This is a genomic window from Klebsiella aerogenes (assembly GCA_029027985.1).
In the GTDB taxonomy this organism is placed as follows: domain Bacteria; phylum Pseudomonadota; class Gammaproteobacteria; order Enterobacterales; family Enterobacteriaceae; genus Klebsiella; species Klebsiella aerogenes_A.
Genome location: CP119076.1, coordinates 1,002,133 through 1,016,842, shown reverse-complemented (window position 1 = coordinate 1,016,842; position 14,710 = coordinate 1,002,133). Strand labels below are relative to the sequence as shown.

At 56.8% G+C, this 14,710-nt stretch carries 17 protein-coding genes; 3 read left to right on the top strand and 14 right to left on the bottom strand.

Annotated elements, in window-relative coordinates:
* The first annotated feature begins 80 nt into the window (after positions 1 to 80).
* Entirely contained in the window at positions 81 to 500 is a 420-nt protein-coding gene (locus PYR66_04900; protein WEF29072.1) for a MarR family transcriptional regulator, read from the top strand.
* Here PYR66_04900 and PYR66_04895 read toward each other — a convergent pair.
* Positions 497 to 1,384 (bottom strand): LysR substrate-binding domain-containing protein, encoded by an 888-nt coding sequence (locus PYR66_04895; protein ID WEF29071.1) that lies wholly within the window; start codon positions 1,382 to 1,384, stop codon positions 497 to 499. The two genes, PYR66_04900 and PYR66_04895, sit on opposite strands and share 4 nt — an antisense overlap.
* A 109-nt stretch (positions 1,385 to 1,493) precedes the next feature.
* On the opposite strand from PYR66_04895, the gene PYR66_04890 reads away from it, so the two are divergent.
* Both PYR66_04890 and PYR66_04885 read left to right on the top strand, forming a co-directional pair.
* The gene (locus PYR66_04890; GenBank protein ID WEF29070.1) at positions 1,494 to 2,696 is read left to right on the top strand and encodes an MFS transporter; all 1,203 of its coding nucleotides are present in this window, start codon (positions 1,494 to 1,496) and stop codon (positions 2,694 to 2,696) included.
* Entirely contained in the window at positions 2,693 to 3,070 is a 378-nt protein-coding gene (locus tag PYR66_04885) for a DUF4440 domain-containing protein (protein ID WEF29069.1), read from the top strand. The genes PYR66_04890 and PYR66_04885 overlap by 4 nt, the downstream gene beginning before the upstream one ends.
* A gap of 52 nt (positions 3,071 to 3,122) precedes the next feature.
* Here the strand turns inward: PYR66_04885 and rpoS are convergent, their stop codons facing one another.
* The 13 genes from rpoS to cysG form a co-directional block, all read right to left on the bottom strand.
* Positions 3,123 to 4,115 carry an RNA polymerase sigma factor RpoS gene (rpoS, locus tag PYR66_04880; protein WEF29068.1) on the bottom strand — a complete coding sequence of 331 codons (993 nt, stop codon included), beginning with the start codon at positions 4,113 to 4,115 and terminating at the stop codon, positions 3,123 to 3,125.
* A gap of 159 nt (positions 4,116 to 4,274) precedes the next feature.
* Positions 4,275 to 5,411, bottom strand: a complete 1,137-nt coding sequence (gene nlpD / locus PYR66_04875) for a murein hydrolase activator NlpD (GenBank protein WEF29067.1) — start codon at positions 5,409 to 5,411, stop codon at positions 4,275 to 4,277.
* A gap of 125 nt (positions 5,412 to 5,536) precedes the next feature.
* Complete coding sequence (locus PYR66_04870) at positions 5,537 to 6,163, bottom strand: protein-L-isoaspartate(D-aspartate) O-methyltransferase (protein WEF29066.1); 627 nt, start codon at positions 6,161 to 6,163, stop codon at positions 5,537 to 5,539.
* Positions 6,157 to 6,918 carry a 5'/3'-nucleotidase SurE gene (gene surE, locus PYR66_04865; protein ID WEF29065.1) on the bottom strand — a complete coding sequence of 254 codons (762 nt, stop codon included), beginning with the start codon at positions 6,916 to 6,918 and terminating at the stop codon, positions 6,157 to 6,159. The genes PYR66_04870 and surE overlap by 7 nt, the downstream gene beginning before the upstream one ends.
* On the bottom strand, positions 6,899 to 7,948 hold the full coding sequence (truD, locus tag PYR66_04860; GenBank protein ID WEF29064.1) for a tRNA pseudouridine(13) synthase TruD: 1,050 nt from the start codon (positions 7,946 to 7,948) through the stop codon (positions 6,899 to 6,901). The genes surE and truD overlap by 20 nt, the downstream gene beginning before the upstream one ends.
* Positions 7,945 to 8,424, bottom strand: a complete 480-nt coding sequence (gene ispF / locus PYR66_04855) for a 2-C-methyl-D-erythritol 2,4-cyclodiphosphate synthase (protein ID WEF29063.1) — start codon at positions 8,422 to 8,424, stop codon at positions 7,945 to 7,947. The genes truD and ispF overlap by 4 nt, the downstream gene beginning before the upstream one ends.
* Positions 8,424 to 9,134 carry a 2-C-methyl-D-erythritol 4-phosphate cytidylyltransferase gene (gene ispD / locus PYR66_04850; protein WEF29062.1) on the bottom strand — a complete coding sequence of 237 codons (711 nt, stop codon included), beginning with the start codon at positions 9,132 to 9,134 and terminating at the stop codon, positions 8,424 to 8,426. The genes ispF and ispD overlap by 1 nt, the downstream gene beginning before the upstream one ends.
* Positions 9,135 to 9,153: 19 nt before the next feature.
* The gene (gene ftsB / locus PYR66_04845) at positions 9,154 to 9,465 is read right to left on the bottom strand and encodes a cell division protein FtsB (protein WEF29061.1); all 312 of its coding nucleotides are present in this window, start codon (positions 9,463 to 9,465) and stop codon (positions 9,154 to 9,156) included.
* 138 nt (positions 9,466 to 9,603) lie between these two features.
* Positions 9,604 to 9,930 (bottom strand): DUF3561 family protein, encoded by a 327-nt coding sequence (locus PYR66_04840; GenBank protein WEF29060.1) that lies wholly within the window; start codon positions 9,928 to 9,930, stop codon positions 9,604 to 9,606.
* A 50-nt stretch (positions 9,931 to 9,980) separates the two neighbouring features.
* A complete protein-coding gene (cysC, locus tag PYR66_04835; protein WEF29059.1) occupies positions 9,981 to 10,586 on the bottom strand; it encodes an adenylyl-sulfate kinase in 606 nt (201 codons plus the stop codon).
* Positions 10,586 to 12,013 carry a sulfate adenylyltransferase subunit CysN gene (gene cysN / locus PYR66_04830; GenBank protein WEF29058.1) on the bottom strand — a complete coding sequence of 476 codons (1,428 nt, stop codon included), beginning with the start codon at positions 12,011 to 12,013 and terminating at the stop codon, positions 10,586 to 10,588. Before cysN ends, cysC begins: the two co-directional genes overlap by 1 nt.
* 9 nt (positions 12,014 to 12,022) lie before the next feature.
* Positions 12,023 to 12,931, bottom strand: coding sequence for a sulfate adenylyltransferase subunit CysD (cysD, locus tag PYR66_04825; GenBank protein ID WEF29057.1), 909 nt, complete (start codon positions 12,929 to 12,931; stop codon positions 12,023 to 12,025).
* Positions 12,932 to 13,086: 155 nt separating this feature from the next.
* Complete coding sequence (gene cysG / locus PYR66_04820; GenBank protein WEF30357.1) at positions 13,087 to 14,493, bottom strand: siroheme synthase CysG; 1,407 nt, start codon at positions 14,491 to 14,493, stop codon at positions 13,087 to 13,089.
* Between the last annotated feature and the right edge of the window lie 217 nt (positions 14,494 to 14,710).

Here is a 14,710-nt window from a genome sequence, read left to right as displayed (position 1 = left end):
CATTAATCAAAAAAATGAGACATGAAAATCAGCCGCAATTACGGCTATCATAAAGGTGATATTTTTGTGACGGAGTCTTCATGGAGTTACGTAACGAGGCTTTCCACCTTCTGCGCCAGCTGTTTCAACAGCATACCGCACGCTGGCAGCATGAATTACCGGAACTGACCAAACCGCAATATGCGGTAATGCGTTCGGTAGCCGAACATCCAGGGATCGAGCAGGTCACGCTTATCGAAGCGGCGGTCAGCACCAAGGCAACGCTGGCGGAGATGCTGAGCAGGATGGAAAACCGCGGTCTGGTACGCCGCGAGCACGATCCCTCCGATAAACGCCGCCGCTTTGTCTATCTGACGGACGAAGGCCAGGCGCTGTTGGCAAACTCAATGCCACAGGGGAATCGTGTCGATGAGGAGTTCTTAAGCCGCCTCGACGATGATGAGCGTGCGCAGTTCTCCCGGTTGGTGATGAAGATGATGGAACGAAAAACGGCGGACTAAGCCATTCGTTCATGTAGAAAATCAATGAATGTCCGGACCTTCGTCGGCACATGCTGCGCGTCCGGGTAGATGGCATAGATTCCCTGCGGTGGAAAAGCGTACTCCGGCAGCACTCGCACCAGTTCCTGACGGGCAATGGCTTCCGCCACCAGCCATTCCGGCAGCAGCGCCACCCCGCTTCCCGCCAGCGCAAAACCCATCAACGCCCTCGCGCTATCGGCCGAAATCCTCGGCGGCTGCGTAATTTCAAAGGCGATGGGTTCTCCCCCAGTAGTCTGCAATTGCCAGCGCAGCGGCGTCGCCAGCCGCTCGTGGATTATCCATTCGGCCTGCGCCAAATCAGCAAGCGTATGCAACGGGTGATTATCCAGCCACCCCGGCGAGGCGACCGCTAAAATAGCAAAGCGTGAGATGCACGCCGCACGGTAACGGGAGTCGGCCAGCGTGCCGAGACGAATAGCGACATCAAAGCGTTCAGAGATTAAATCCGCATGATGCGATGAGGAAACGTGGCGCACCCGCAGCGCGGGATGACGCCGGGCGAACTCAGCCAGTGCCGGAATAATCACCTGCGCACCATATTCCGGGGTACTGGTGATCCGCAGCTCGCCACTTAACCCGGCGTGGCTGGCACGCACTTCATCCTGTAAGTTCTCCGCCGCTTTCAGCAACTCAACGCCGCGCTGATAAAACACCGCTCCGGCTTCAGTGAGGGTTAAACGACGCGTTGAGCGTAGAAGCAGCGTCACCCCCAGCTCACTCTCCAGCTGGCGGACGTTAAAACTCACCACCGCTTTCGTTTGCCCCAGCGCCGCCGCCGCGGCGGTAAAACTCCCGGCATCCACGACGGCGACAAACATGGTCACGCGCTGCAGGTTTAGCATCTTAATACCGCTTATTGTCAAAAAATTTTAGACAGTATATCCCTGAATACGGCGTTTATCCGCCACCGATGCGCGGTTTAGAGTAGCGACCTGCACAAGGGAGCCTATCATGACGTATCGCCATAAAGTCGCAGCTGTATTTCTGCTCGGCTTTTTCCTCGACTTAATCAACATGTTTATCGCCAGCATTGCGTTTCCAGACATGAGCCGCGCGCTGGACGTCTCCGTCTCGCAGCTGGCGTGGGTCAGCAACGCCTATATTATCGGCCTGACGTTAATGGTGCCGTTCAGCGCCTGGTTGAGCCAGCGCGTCGGGGCGAAACGGCTGTTTTTATTCTCGCTGATGCTGTTTAGCGGCGGCACGCTAGCGGCGGGACTTTCCCAATCGATCGACGCGCTGGTTTTCTGGCGCGCGATTCAGGGCATGGGTGGTGGTTTGTTAATCCCACTGGGCCAGGCGTTGACCTGGCAACTGTATCAACCGCACGAACGGGCGAAACTGTCCGCCGCAGTGATGCTGGTCGGCCTGCTGGCGCCTGCCTGTTCACCAGCGCTGGGTGGCCTGCTAGTACAAGCCTTCAGCTGGCGCTGGGTCTTTTTCGCCAGCCTGCCGCTGGCTCTGCTCACCTTCATCCTTGCCGCCAGATGGCTGAGCAATAGCGCCAGCGCCGCCCGCCCTGCCCGCTTTTTACATCTGCCGTTACTGGCCGACCCGCTGTTGCGGTTTGCTATGCTGGTCTATCTTTGCGTTCCGGGGATGTTTATTGGCGTCAACGTCGTCGGCATGTTTTATCTACAACGCGTCACCGGGATGTCGCCGTCGGCTATCGGCTCGTTAATGCTGCCCTGGTCGCTGGCGTCGTTCGCGGCGATCGCCTTTACCGGCCGATATTTCAATCGTCTGGGGCCGCGACCGCTGATTATCGTCGGTTGTTTGCTGCAGGCCGCCGGGATCCTGCTACTGTTAATGGTCAGTCCGCACAGCGCAACGGCGTTGCTGGTGTTGGCCTTTACGCTCATGGGCGCTGGTGGCAGCCTGTGCAGCAGTACCGCGCAAAGCAGCGCGTTTCTTAACACGGCAAACCCGGATATGCCTGACGCCAGTGCGCTGTGGAGCCTCAACCGCCAGCTCAGTTTTTTCGCCGGCAGCGCGCTGCTGGCGCTGCTGCTGAGCGCATATCCGCCAACATTCGCCTGGCATGGCGTGTTTATCAGCGCCGCCGCCATTACCCTACTGCCGCTGGTCGGTTGTCTGGGAGTCAACAACCGGGCGATCGTCAATCGCCTGCAGTCTAACCTGGAGAAAACATGAACCCATGGATCCAAGAAGTTATCGATGCCCACGTCATCATTGAACGCTGGCTTGGCCGGAACGAAGGCAGCGCACAGGCGCTGATGGACCGCTTCGCCGCCGAATTTACGATGATCCCTATCAGCGGTGCGCAAATGGATTACCCGACGGTGAGCGGCTTTTTCCACAGCGCTGGCGGTAGTCGCCCGGGGTTAAACATCGTAGTTGATCATGCGCAAGTCGTGAGCGAGTGGCATGACGGCGGCGCGGTACTGTACCGCGAAACGCAAACTCTGCCGGAACAAGGCGAGACCGTGCGCTGGTCAACAGCTATTTTTCAGCGCATCGAAGGGAAAATCGTCTGGCGCCATCTGCAGGAAACTCGCATCAGCTAGCACAAAGAAAAAGGCCCAATCGCAGGATTGGGCCTTTTTGAGAGAAAATGATTTATTCGCGGAATAGCGCCTCGATGTTGAGCCCCTGTCCTTGCAGGATCTCCCGCAGGCGGCGCAGGCCTTCAACCTGAATCTGACGCACGCGTTCGCGGGTCAGGCCGATTTCACGACCCACATCTTCAAGCGTTGCGGCTTCGTAACCCAGCAGCCCAAAACGACGTGCCAGTACCTCACGCTGTTTGGCGTTCAGTTCGAACAGCCATTTGACGATGCTCTGTTTCATGTCATCGTCCTGCGTGGTGTCTTCCGGGCCGTTGTCTTTTTCATCGGCCAGGATATCCAGCAGCGCTTTTTCCGAGTCACCACCCAGCGGGGTATCCACTGAGGTAATGCGCTCGTTCAGACGCAGCATACGGCTAACGTCATCAACCGGTTTATCCAGCTGTTCCGCTATCTCTTCCGCGCTTGGCTCATGGTCCAGTTTATGGGACAACTCGCGCGCGGTACGCAGATACACGTTCAGCTCTTTAACAATGTGGATAGGTAAACGAATGGTGCGGGTTTGGTTCATGATCGCCCGTTCAATCGTTTGGCGGATCCACCAGGTTGCGTAGGTTGAAAAACGGAACCCACGTTCCGGGTCAAACTTCTCAACTGCGCGGATCAGACCGAGGTTACCTTCTTCAATCAGATCCAGCAGAGCCAGACCACGATTGCTGTAACGACGGGCAATCTTCACCACCAGACGCAGGTTGCTTTCAATCATGCGGCGGCGTGAAGCAACATCTCCACGTAGCGCGCGACGGGCGAAATAAACTTCTTCTTCGGCCGTCAGCAGCGGGGAATAACCAATCTCACCAAGATACAGTTGCGTCGCGTCGAGAACGCGCTGGGTAGCGCCTTGCGACAGCAGCTCCTCCTCAGCCAGATCGCTATCACTGGGTTCCTCTTCTACTAAGGTTTTCTCGTCGAAAACCTCCATTCCGTTCTCATCAAATTCCGCGTCTTCATTTAAATCATGAACTTTCAGCGTATTCTGACTCATAAAGGTGGCTCCTACCCGTGATCCCTGAGCAAAGCACCTTTCGCGGCCCATCACTAAACGACGCCAGACATATCCTCTTTACGCCTCCACTGAAGGAGGCATATCGCGACCGCCCTGGCGCCTTTCATATGGTGTTACGCTTATCCGTACTTTGCCAAATTATCGCTGCGGTAAGTACTGCAGCGGGTTGACGGATTTCCCCTTGTAACGAATTTCAAAATGTAATCTTGTTGAGCTGGTTCCGGTGCTACCCATGGTAGCGATTTTCTGCCCCGCTTTGACTTCCTGTTGCTCCCGAACCAGCATGGTATCGTTATGAGCGTAGGCACTCAGGTAATCATCGTTGTGTTTGATGATAATAAGATTACCGTAACCGCGCAGTGCGTTACCGGCATAGACGACGCGCCCATCAGCGGTCGCGACGATAGCCTGTCCTTTACTGCCTGCAATGTCGATGCCTTTATTGCCGCCTTCTGCGCCGCTAAAGTTCTCGATAACCTTGCCATCAGTCGGCCAGCGCCATGAGGAGATCGGCGAACTGGTTGACGTACTGCTTGCAGTCGGTTGGGTTGTGCTAACGGTTGATGGGGCCGTAACCGGCGCGACCACTGTCGAGGTCGTGGTTGCTGGTTTATTGTTCGGCAACATCTTCGTAGCACTCTGTTCACCTGAAGATTCAGAATACGTAATAGTCGGTTGTGACGCAACCACTGCGGTCGATTTTTGTGCAGAAGTTGTGGCGGCCGTCGCACCTACGCTTGCCTGCGCGCTGGCCTGTGAAACCGGGTTCTCTCCGGTGATTGGCTGGCCTGCGGAGTTGCCTACCTGCAGCACCTGGCCGACATTCAGTGCGTACGGCGCCGGGACATTGTTGCGTTCGGCGAGGTCGCGGAAATCGTTGCCGGTAACCCATGCGATATAGAACAGGGTGTCGCCGCGTTTAACGGTATAGGTGCTGCCGCCGGTATAACTGCCTTTCGGAATATCGCCATACTTACGGTTGTAAACGATCTTGCCGTTCACCGTCTGAACCGGCTGCTGCGCCATCGGCTGAATCTGCGTCGGCTGCGGCTGGGTCTGAACCGGTTGAATCGGCTGAACCTGAGGAACTGGCTGCACGCCAGAGGATGGCGGTGTAATCAGCATCCCGGAATTGGTGCTGGAGGAAGCAGCGCCCCCCGCCGAGCTCACCGGCGCAGGCGGATTATTGGTATTTGTACACCCGGCCAACCAGAGTGAAACCAGTGATAACGCCGCAATACGGCTTACGGTAAATTTTGGGCTTCCCGCGCTCATTTATCCCCCAGGAATAGGTTAACTGCCAATATCTTGCTTACCGGGTAGCGCCCGGCCAGGACACTGAAAAATGTGTCCACCCTACGCCTAAACTTAGGCAAAAAAAACCTGGAATAATCCGGGTCTCAGGCCAGTTCCCCTCTGACGAGAGGAACAAAGCGAACGGCTTCGACGGTATCGATGACAAATTCGCTACCGCGACGACGGATGCGTTTCAAGTACTGATGCTCTTCGCCCACCGGTAAAACCAGCACGCCGCCTTCATCGAGTTGCGCCATCAGCGCGGCCGGAATTTCCGGCGGCGCGGCAGTGACGATAATCGCGTCAAAAGGCGCGCGAGCCTGCCAACCCTGCCATCCATCGCCGTGACGGGTTGAAACATTATGTAAATCAAGTTGTTTAAGACGGCGACGCGCCTGCCACTGCAGGCTCTTAATCCGCTCTACCGAGCAGACGTGGTGCACAAGGTGCGCCAGAATCGCCGTCTGATAGCCCGAGCCGGTACCGATTTCCAGCACCCTTGAGTCCGGCGTCAGCGCCAGAAGCTCCGTCATTCGCGCCACCATATAAGGCTGCGAAATAGTTTGCCCCTGGCCAATCGGCAGCGCGGTGTTTTCCCATGCCTTATGTTCAAAGGCTTCATCAACGAACTTTTCGCGCGGAACTTGCGCGATCGCCTCAAGGACTCGTTCATCGACGATGCCCTGAGTGCGCAGTTGATTCAACAAACTTTCAACACGTTTACTTACCATTGCGTATCAACCCCGACGCGAGATAACCAATCGGTGACCACCTCATGTGCCTGATGGGCGGTTAAATCGACGTGCAATGGCGTCACGGACACATAACCTTCATCCACTGCGGCAAAATCGGTCCCCGGCCCGGCATCGCGCTTATCGCCCGGCGGACCAATCCAGTACAACGTATTGCCGCGCGGATCTTTTTGCGGGATCACCTGATCGGCCGGATGACGGTTGCCGCAGCGAGTCACGCGAATGCCCTTGATTTGATCGAGCGGCAGGTCCGGGACATTAATGTTGAGGATCCGCCCGGTACGCAACGGCTCGCGGCTGAGGGCACGCAGAATGGTGCAGGTAATCGCCGCCGCGGTGTCATAGTGCTGATAACCGTTTAGCGACACGGCAAGGGCCGGAAAACCAAGATGGCGGCCTTCCATCGCCGCCGCGACGGTACCGGAATAGATGACGTCATCACCAAGATTAGGCCCGGCGTTTATACCGGAAACGACGATGTCCGGACGCGGACGCATCAGAGCGTTCACGCCCAGATAGACGCAATCGGTTGGCGTCCCCATCTGGACGGCGATATCGCCATTTTCAAAGGTGAAAGTGCGTAGGGAGGATTCCAGCGTTAGCGAATTCGAGGCTCCGCTGCGATTACGATCGGGTGCAACAACCTGGACCTCAGCAAATTCGCGTAAGGCCTTGGCCAGGGTTTGGATCCCCGGTGCATGAATCCCGTCATCGTTACTCAGCAATATTCGCATAGTCACCCGTTGTATTGATAAGTTCCCTTACCACGCTGGTGGCAAAACTTCCTGCAGGCAGCCAGAAACGCAGTTCAACAGTGACATCATCCCACCAGTTCCAGCACAGCTGCTGCGGATAGAGCAGCATCGCGCGGCGCGCCGCTTCGACTTTTTCACGTACCAGCAACGCCTGTAGCTGCGTTTCTTCTGCCACCGCGGCTTGCTCGGCGGCCAGCGCTTCGCGCTGACTCCCCCACTCGCCGCTGCCCGGTAGCGCAGCGGTAATCATCAGTTCACGGTTATCAACCCGCGCCTGCAATTCCGCCCGCTCTTCAGCCGTTGCGACAAACCAGCTCCCGCGCCCCGCTAATTGTAGCGCATCGCCATCAACAACCTGATTAAATTCCGGTTTTTTTAATCTAATTCCGACTTGCTGATTAAACAACGCGCTACGGGCCGCCGACAACCAAAAACTGCGTTTATTGCGATCGCGCACCGGTGCCTCGCTTTCGGCCCAGCGCAGCGCGCCCTGCAGGTTACTGCCGCCAATACCGAAACGCTGAGCGCCGAAATAGTTCGGCACGCCGCCGCCGACAATCGCTTGCAGACGCTTTTCGACATCGTCACGGTCGCTGATTTCACGCAGGATCAGCGTGAATTGGTTGCCTTTTAACGCCCCTAAACGCAGCTTGCGTTTATGGCGAGCGTACTCAAGTACCTGACAACCTTCCAGCTGGAATTTGCTCAGATCCGGCATCTCTTTGCCCGGTACGCGGGCGCACAGCCACTGTTCGGTGACCGCATGCTTATCCTTTTGCCCGGCAAAGCTGACTTCGCGCGCATGGATTTTAAGGAATTTAGCCAGCGCGTCGGCGACAAATCGCGTATTACAGCCATTTTTCAGAATTCGTACTAAGACGTGCTCGCCTTCGCCGTCAGGCTCAAAGCCGAGATCTTCGACCACCAGAAAATCTTCCGGATTGGCCTTCAGTCGCCCCTGGCTGAGCGGCTTGCCGTGCAACCAGGTCAGGTCATCAAACGCGATCATTGCGCCGCCTTACGCAGTAGCGCCACCGCTTCACAGGCGATGCCTTCTCCGCGGCCGGTGAAGCCAAGCTTCTCGGTGGTGGTCGCTTTCACATTGACGTCGTCCATATGGCAACCGAGGTCTTCGGCAATAAACACGCGCATCTGCGGGATATGCGGCAGCATTTTCGGCGCCTGGGCGATAATCGTGACATCGACGTTGCCAAGGGTGTAGCCCTTAGCCTGGATCCGCCGCCATGCTTCACGCAGCAGCGCGCGGCTGTCCGCGCCTTTAAACGCCGGGTCGGTGTCCGGGAATAATTTGCCGATATCGCCCAGCGCCGCAGCGCCGAGCAGCGCGTCGGTCAACGCATGCAGCGCGACGTCGCCATCGGAATGGGCCAGCAACCCTTTTTCATAAGGAATACGCACCCCGCCAATGATGATTGGGCCTTCACCGCCAAAAGCGTGTACGTCAAAACCGTGTCCAATTCGCATTATGCCTTCTCCTGGTGTCGGGAACGGGTTAGGTAAAATTCGGCCAGCGCCAGATCTTCCGGGCGCGTCACTTTAATATTATCAGCTCGTCCGGCGACCAATTCGGGATGGAAGCCACAGTACTCCAGCGCCGACGCTTCATCGGTGATGATCGCGCCTTCATCAAGCGCGCGCGTCAGGCAGTCAAACAGCAGTTCACGAGGGAAAAATTGCGGCGTCAGCGCATGCCACAGGTCATTACGCTCGACGGTGTGGGCGATCGCGGTTTTACCCGGTTCGGCGCGCTTCATGGTGTCACGCACCGGCGACGCCAGAATACCGCCGACGCGGCTGGTCGCGCTCAGCGCCAGCAGGCGCGTGAGATCGTCCTGATGCAGGCACGGGCGCGCGGCATCGTGCACCAGCACCCATTGCGCATCCGGCAACGCCTTCAGCCCCGCCAGCACTGAATCAGCGCGCTCGGCGCCGCCGTCAACAACGGTGACCTGCGGATGACTGGCTAAGGGAAGCTGACTAAAGCGGATATCGCCGGGACTGACGGCAATCACCACCCGCTGAACGCGATCGTTCGCCAGCAGCGCGGCGACCGCATGTTCGAGAATCGTTTTGTTACCGATTGAGAGATATTGTTTCGGGCATTCCGTTTGCATACGGCGGCCAAAACCGGCTGCCGGCACCACGGCGCAAACGCCCGGAAAAGTGGCTGCCATATTGTCATCCTGGGCTTGTTTATCGATTATTCTGCCCTGAACCCTGATTACGTTTTGATGCGTCCGGCACCAGACGATAGAACGTTTCGCCCGGGCGGGTCATGCTGAGTTCATTGCGTGCGCGTTCTTCGATCGCTTCCTGACCGCCATTGAGGTCGTCAATTTCGGCGAAAAGCTGATCGTTGCGCGCTTTTAATTTGGCGTTCGTAGCCTGCTGTGCGGAGACATCGTCATTAACCCGGCTATAGTCGTGCAAACCATTTTTGCCGAACCACAGCGAGTACTGTAGCCAGACCAGCAAAGCTAATAATAGCAGCGTTAATTTACCCATCCTGCCCCCTGAAAAACGGCATCATCATCCCATAACTCGCCCTGGCACTCTACCCTGACGCGCGGACGATGCCGCGTAACGCCGGGACTGTACCACATTTTTACGCTGGATACCCAGGCTAGATTCATCCCAAAAAGGCTATCCCAACAACCAGAGGAACAGCAGACCAAACATTAGGCCGACGATTAAAATCGTCGCGCAAACGCTGTAAAGAAGTTTACCGTTCAGTAATGAATGTAGCGCAATGCCGACCACCACGGCGACCGGCATGATGGCAAGGAAGAACGGCCAGGTATAGAGGAGGAAAAAGAGCGTGTTACCGCCGTAGATAAGGAAGGGAATACCCAGCGCCAGCAGCCATGAAATAAAGCCCACGGCAGCGCCCGACAAGGACCATGTGGTCTCGTCGCTGGCCGCCGAAGGCGGTTCTGAACGGATAATACTGATGTTCTGGGTATTGCGCATATCGAATCCTGTTGACCGGGCTATCGGCATCCCTCGATGCCGCTGCCTTTTCAGGATCTGATAATATCGCTCTGTCGTAGCAGGTCTAATAGTTGGTGCACCAAATTTGTTACCAATTGTTCACCATCCAGATGAATTTCCGCCTTTTCCGGGGATTCATAAACCGAATCAATGCCGGTGAAATTGCGTAATTCCCCTGCCCGCGCCTTCTTATACAATCCTTTCGGATCCCGCGCCTCGCATATAGCCAGCGGGGTATCGACGAACACTTCGACAAAGCGCCCTTCACCCAAACGCTCACGAACCATCTGCCGTTCCGCACGATGCGGAGATATAAACGCCGTCAATACAACCAGCCCGGCATCGACCATCAGCTTAGCGACTTCACCGACGCGGCGAATGTTCTCTTTGCGATCGTCGTCACTGAATCCCAGATCGCTGCACAGCCCGTGACGCACATTATCGCCATCAAGCAGGTAGGTGCTGACGCCAAGCTCGTGCAGCGCCTCTTCCAGTGCCCCGGCAACGGTAGATTTACCGGACCCCGAAAGGCCGGTAAACCACAGCACCACGCCGCGATGGCCGTGATGCTGCTCGCGCTGCTGCTGGGTCACGGGATGCGCATGCCAGACGACATTTTCGTCATGCCGGGCCATTACTTGCCTCCCAGCAGATCGCGAGCGTCCCAGTGCGGGAAGTGTTTCCGGATCAGCTGATTCAGTTCCAGCTCAAAGGCGCTGTACTGCGAGGCAGATGCCTGGCTCTGCAGGTGCGGCTCGTTGACCATCCCCGCGCCAACGGTGACGTTGCTCAAACGATCGATAAAAATAAGTCCGCCGGTCACCGGGTTATTTTGATACGGGTCGAGCACCAGCGGCTCGTCAAAGGTGAGATCCACCAGCCCGATACCGTTTAACGGCAAGGTCGCGACTTCACGCTGGGTCAGATTATTGATATCCACCTGATAGCGGATGGCGTCCACGCGCGCGCGGGTTTTCTTGCCAGCGACTTTAATATCGTAGCTCTGTCCCGGCGCCAGCGCCTGCTCCGCCATCCATACCACGTCGATGCTGGCGCTTTGTACTGCTGGCAGCACCGCTTCGGCATCAACCAGCAGGTCGCCGCGGCTGATGTCGATTTCATCTTGCAATACGATGGTAATGGCTTCGCCCGCGCCCGCCTGCGGCAGATCGCCATCAAAGGTGACAATACGCGCTACGCTCGATTCCACACCCGACGGCAGCACCTTCAGGCGCTGGCCGACCGTTACGGCACCGGAGGCCACGGTGCCGGAGAAGCCGCGGAAATCAAGGTTCGGGCGGTTGACATATTGAACCGGGAAGCGCAGCGGCTGGCTTTCTACTTCACGCTGGATCTCAACGGTTTCCAGGACTTCCAGCAGCGTCGGGCCGCTGTACCACGGCATGTTCTCGCTCTGGCTGGCGACATTATCGCCTTCCAGCGCCGACAGCGGAACGAAACGAATATCGAGATTGCCCGGCAATTGCTCGGCAAAGGTCAGATAATCTTCGCGGATGTCGTTGAAGCGCGCTTCGCTGAACGCCACAAGATCCATTTTGTTGACAGCGACCACCAGATGTTTAATGCCAAGTAGCGTCGAGATGAAGCTGTGGCGGCGGGTCTGGTCGAGCACGCCTTTACGCGCGTCAATCAGCAGGATCGCCAGGTCGCAGGTTGACGCACCGGTGGCCATATTACGAGTGTACTGCTCGTGCCCCGGGGTGTCGGCAATAATAAATTTGCGCTTTTCGGTCGAGAAGTAGCGATAGGCCACATCGATAGTAATGCCCTGCTCACGTTCGGCCTGCAGACCATCCACCAGCAGCGCCAGATCCAGTTTTTCGCCCTGGGTACCGTGGCGTTTGCTGTCATTGTGCAGCGAAGAGAGCTGATCTTCATAAATCTGGCGAGTATCGTGCAGCAGACGGCCAATCAAGGTACTTTTGCCGTCATCGACGCTGCCGCAGGTCAGGAAACGCAGCAGGCTTTTGTGCTGTTGCGCGTGCAGGTAAGCTTCTACGCCGCCTTCATTAGCAATTTGTTGTGCAATCGTGGTGTTCATGGCGGCTCCTTAGAAATACCCCTGACGTTTCTTCAGCTCCATGGAGCCTGCCTGGTCGCGGTCAATCACGCGGCCTTGACGTTCGCTGGTCGTGGAGACCAGCATCTCTTCAATGATCTCCGGCAGCGTTTGCGCGTTGGACTCCACCGCGCCGGTCAGCGGCCAGCAACCGAGGGTGCGGAAACGCACCATCTGCTTTTTGATCATTTCGCCTGGCTGTAGATCGATACGGTCGTCATCGATCATCATCAGCATGCCGTCGCGTTCCAGCACCGGACGTTCCGCCGCCAGATACAGCGGAACAATTTCAATATTTTCCAGATAGATGTATTGCCAGATATCCAGCTCAGTCCAGTTGGAAAGCGGGAAGACGCGGATACTTTCGCCTTTGTTAATCTGGCCGTTGTAGTTGTGCCACAGCTCCGGACGCTGGTTTTTCGGGTCCCAACGGTGGAAACGGTCACGGAAGGAGTAAATACGCTCTTTTGCGCGGGATTTCTCTTCGTCGCGACGCGCGCCGCCGAATGCGGCATCAAAACCGTATTTGTTCAACGCCTGCTTCAGACCTTCGGTTTTCATGATATCGGTATGCTTGGCGCTGCCGTGCACGAACGGGTTGATATCCATCGCTACCCCTTCCGGGTTTTTATGCACCAGCAGCTCGCAGCCGTAGGCTTTGGCGGTGCGATCGCGGAATTCGTACATCTCGCGGAATTTCCAACCGGTATCAACGTGAAGCAACGGGAACGGCAGGGTTCCCGGATAAAACGCTTTGCGCGCCAGATGCAGCATGACGCTGGAATCTTTACCGATGGAGTACATCATCACCGGGTTAGAGAATTCGGCGGCCACCTCACGAATGATATGGATGCTTTCCGCCTCCAGTTGCCGCAGGTGAGTGAGTCGTTTTTGGTCCATAACCGTTCCTTATAAGGCCTGGTGCAACAGGCGTTATTGTTGCAGCCAGTTTGGTTACGGACAGCGCACAGCAACCGGATCGTACTAAAGTACGTGAGGATTGCGAGCACTGCCCGGTGCCAAAATGGCAAATAAAATAGCCTGTTGTGCCGGGACTAAGCCAGATTTACCACAGAAGAGTTAAACCCCTCAGTAAGCGTTGTGTGTTGAAACCAGGCGAGCTGCTGATGCAGCTGTACCACTTCACCCACCACCAGCAGCGCGGGCATCGGGGCATCTTTCGCCAGTTGTTCGAGTTGTTGCAATGTGCCGGTCGCCGTTTGCTGATCGCTGCGGGTACCGCAAGAAATCACCGCCACCGGCGTATTGCTATCGCGACCATGGGCAATAAGTTGGGCGCTGATTTCCGCCGCTTTCATGGTGCCCATATAAATCGCCAGCGTTTGCCGGCTTTTCGCCAGTAGCGACCAGTCAAACGGCGCGCTGTCGGATTTGTAGTGGCCGGTGACAAAGATGGCGCTTTGCGCGTAATCACGATGGGTCAGCGGAATGCCGGCATACGCCGTTGCGCCCGCCGCTGCGGTCACGCCCGGCACTACCTGGAATGGGATCCCCGCCGCCGCCGCAGCCTGCAGTTCTTCAGCGCCGCGGCCGAAAATAAACGGATCCCCACCTTTCAGGCGTACCACCGTTTTCCCCGCTTTAGCCGCGTCTACCAGCATCTGATTGGTTTCGTGCTGTGGCACCGAATGCTCGCCAGCGCGTTTACCGACGCAGATCATCTCGGCATCGCGGCGTACCAGTTCCCGCACGCTTTGGGTCACCAGGTGGTCGTAGAACACGACGTCCGCCTGTTGAATGGCCTGCAAACCGCGCAGCGTCAGCAGCCCGGCATCGCCCGGCCCTGCCCCCACCAGAATAATTTCGCCCGTGCCACGTTCCGGCTGATCCAGCTCATCCTGCAGCGCCTGTTCCGCCGCGGCATGGTTGCCCGCCACCATCAGGCTGGCAACACGCCCGGTGAAAACGCGTTCCCAGAAGCGACGTCGCGCTTCAGTGGTCGTCAGGCGGGTTTTCAGATGATGGCGCCAGTAGCTCGCCGTTTCGGCCAGCCGTCCAAGGTTCGTCGGCAACAGCGCTTCGATTTTTTCGCGCAGAATGCGCGACAACACCGGCGCTTTGCCGCTGGAGGAAATCGCCACCAGCAAAGGCGAACGGTCGACAATAGAAGGAAAGACGAACGAGCACAGCGCCTGGTTGTCCACGACGTTAACCAAACGGTAACGCGCATTAGCCGCGTCAAACACCCGCTGGTTCAGCGCCTGGTCGTCAGTCGCGGCAATGACCAGAAAGACGTCCTCTACCTGCTGTTCATCAAAGGCCGTCGCCCGCCAGCTGATGTGCTGGCGTTCAACCTGTTCGAGCAGCGCTGGCGACAAGGTGGCGGCCACCACCTGTACCTTCGCCTGCGCGCGCAGCAAGAATGTAATCTTACGCGCGGCAATTTCGCCGCCGCCGACAACCAACACGGGCCTTTCTTTCAATTCGGCAAACAGAGGCAAGTAATCCACGGCGCAACAACTCTCTTACATTCAGCAATAGAGGGACTATAGGGTGCGGTTTAGATCAAATGAAATTACGAAATGGAATGAGTTGTGACTCAAAGGAATAACGCGCCGGGAATACAAATATCAAAAAGTGCTTAACACACGAGTTTTCCGCTATTTAAGAGCAAATGAAATTGTTTAACCGTCGTCACAGTTTCATACTAATGCGCTC

What these genes read in the sequence shown, in the direction of transcription:
- PYR66_04900 (WEF29072.1), top strand. Translation starts at nt 81, where the DNA reads ATGGAGTTACGTAACGAGGCTTTCCACCTTCTGCGCCAGCTGTTTCAA.
- PYR66_04895 (WEF29071.1), bottom strand. Translation starts at nt 1,384, where the DNA reads ATGCTAAACCTGCAGCGCGTGACCATGTTTGTCGCCGTCGTGGATGCC.
- PYR66_04890 (WEF29070.1), top strand. Translation starts at nt 1,494, where the DNA reads ATGACGTATCGCCATAAAGTCGCAGCTGTATTTCTGCTCGGCTTTTTC.
- PYR66_04885 (WEF29069.1), top strand. Translation starts at nt 2,693, where the DNA reads ATGAACCCATGGATCCAAGAAGTTATCGATGCCCACGTCATCATTGAA.
- rpoS (WEF29068.1), bottom strand. Translation starts at nt 4,115, where the DNA reads ATGAGTCAGAATACGCTGAAAGTTCATGATTTAAATGAAGACGCGGAA.
- nlpD (WEF29067.1), bottom strand. Translation starts at nt 5,411, where the DNA reads ATGAGCGCGGGAAGCCCAAAATTTACCGTAAGCCGTATTGCGGCGTTA.
- PYR66_04870 (WEF29066.1), bottom strand. Translation starts at nt 6,163, where the DNA reads ATGGTAAGTAAACGTGTTGAAAGTTTGTTGAATCAACTGCGCACTCAG.
- surE (WEF29065.1), bottom strand. Translation starts at nt 6,918, where the DNA reads ATGCGAATATTGCTGAGTAACGATGACGGGATTCATGCACCGGGGATC.
- truD (WEF29064.1), bottom strand. Translation starts at nt 7,948, where the DNA reads ATGATCGCGTTTGATGACCTGACCTGGTTGCACGGCAAGCCGCTCAGC.
- ispF (WEF29063.1), bottom strand. Translation starts at nt 8,424, where the DNA reads ATGCGAATTGGACACGGTTTTGACGTACACGCTTTTGGCGGTGAAGGC.
- ispD (WEF29062.1), bottom strand. Translation starts at nt 9,134, where the DNA reads ATGGCAGCCACTTTTCCGGGCGTTTGCGCCGTGGTGCCGGCAGCCGGT.
- ftsB (WEF29061.1), bottom strand. Translation starts at nt 9,465, where the DNA reads ATGGGTAAATTAACGCTGCTATTATTAGCTTTGCTGGTCTGGCTACAG.
- PYR66_04840 (WEF29060.1), bottom strand. Translation starts at nt 9,930, where the DNA reads ATGCGCAATACCCAGAACATCAGTATTATCCGTTCAGAACCGCCTTCG.
- cysC (WEF29059.1), bottom strand. Translation starts at nt 10,586, where the DNA reads ATGGCCCGGCATGACGAAAATGTCGTCTGGCATGCGCATCCCGTGACC.
- cysN (WEF29058.1), bottom strand. Translation starts at nt 12,013, where the DNA reads ATGAACACCACGATTGCACAACAAATTGCTAATGAAGGCGGCGTAGAA.
- cysD (WEF29057.1), bottom strand. Translation starts at nt 12,931, where the DNA reads ATGGACCAAAAACGACTCACTCACCTGCGGCAACTGGAGGCGGAAAGC.